Genomic DNA, 1,605 nt, shown 5'->3' with positions numbered 1-1,605 from the left:
GGTAGCTCGTCAGGCTCATAACCTGAAGGTCGCTGGTTCAAATCCAGCCCCCGCAACCAAACACAACACACCACACACAACAAACCTATCACACCAAGCCCCGTGCCACCGCACGGGGCGTTCTGTCGTTCCCAAACCAACGCCACCCAGCAGACATGGAAACCGCGCTTCCGCCGGTCGGATATGACACGAAACGGGGGAGGGGGCGATCGCTCCGACAAAGAGCCCGCCGTCGCGCAATCAAAGCAAGCGGTCGATCATGTCCCGGCCTGTGGTGTTCGCTGAGGGGGGGGCATCGGCGGTTGCCGGGTACGGTCGGGTTGCGACCGCCAACCCCGCATCCGGGAGACCTCCGATGACCGACGAGATGATGGCCCTTCGGGGCCTGATGGAAAAGGGTGCCGACACCGATCTGCTGGGCGAGATGATCGGCTTTGCCGCCGACCGGCCGATGGAGATGGAAGTCGGCGGCCTGACCGGGGCCGCTGACGGCGAGAAGAGCGCCGAGGGCATCGGCCCGAAAGGTGCGGAGCGGCTTTCGGAAAAAAGCCGATGCAGCACAATAACGGAGAGCGTCTGGTTCAGCGCAATGGCTACGGTGGTACGCCTGAGACTGCATGGAGGGACGGCGGCCACGACGCGCTCACGTTGATCGACCGGTCGTGTCCCTTGGGGTGGTGTAGCTCGCTGAGGGCCATCACGATCACCGGCTGGGCCGGGTCGGTCAGACTGCCAGGGCGGGCAGACCAACGAGGGGGTCATCGCCCATCGGGGCGATGCTTGTCCCCGGTCATGTAGCGGGCGCGCTGGACGGCCTAATCGTCGTTCTGCTTCAGCAGGATCGCGCCAACGAGACGGGTGATGGTTGCCTCGTTGGGGAAGATGCCGACCACCTTGGTCCGGCGCTTGATCTCGGCGTTTAGCCGCTCCAACGAGTTGGTGCTGTGGAGCTTGATCCGGTGGGCGGCGCGGAAGCCCATGTAGACGAGTACGTCGGTCTCGGCGCTGTCCATCAGGGCGGCGAGCTTGGGCACCTTGGCCCGGAGTTGGTCGGCCACGCGCCGCCATTACTGCCGGGCGGCTTCTGCATCATACAGGGCGAATGCGGTGGCGATGAAGGCGGAGAACACCCGCTGCCCGCTGCGGCCGGCATGAGCCAGGGCTTTGCGCATCAAGTGGACGCGGCAGCGCTGCCACGTGGCGCTCATCACCTTGGCCACCGAAGCCTTGATGCCCTCGTGGGCGTCCCGAGATCACGAGCTTGACGCCGCGCAGGCCACGGCGCGCCGGCTTGCGGAGAAAAGGCGGTCCAGAAGGTCTCGGCCTCGGACAGGCCGACATCCATGCCCAGCACTTCCCTGCGGCCATTGCTGTTGACGCCCACCACTACGATCACCGCCACCGATACGACGCGGCCGGCGTCCCGCACCGTCACGTCGGTCGCGTCGATCTAGAGGTAGGGCCATTCACCCTCGATCGGCAGTTCAAGGAAGGCGTTGACCCGCTCGTCGATCTCCTCGCACGATCGCGAGACTTAGAGCGCCTAACAGAACCGTCTGATCTGGTTGAGGGTGGTGAAGGCGTCGTAGATGTCGGCGCGGCGCT

At 65.1% G+C, this 1,605-nt stretch carries 2 pseudogenes; one reads left to right on the top strand and one right to left on the bottom strand.

The annotated features are described in order from the left end of the window. Positions 1-355: 355 nt before the first annotated feature. Positions 356-535 (top strand): annotated as a pseudogene (locus tag BM140_RS25290) (IS256 family transposase); the annotation flags it as partial. Positions 536-724: 189 nt separating this feature from the next. On the opposite strand, the pseudogene BM140_RS24985 reads toward BM140_RS25290, so the two are convergent. After that, positions 725-1,534, bottom strand: a pseudogene (locus BM140_RS24985) (IS256 family transposase); the annotation flags it as partial. Positions 1,535-1,605: the final 71 nt, after the last annotated feature.

The organism is Methylorubrum salsuginis (assembly GCF_900114375.1).
Lineage (GTDB): Bacteria > Pseudomonadota > Alphaproteobacteria > Rhizobiales > Beijerinckiaceae > Methylobacterium > Methylobacterium salsuginis.
This window is presented reverse-complemented; position numbering and strand designations above follow the sequence as displayed.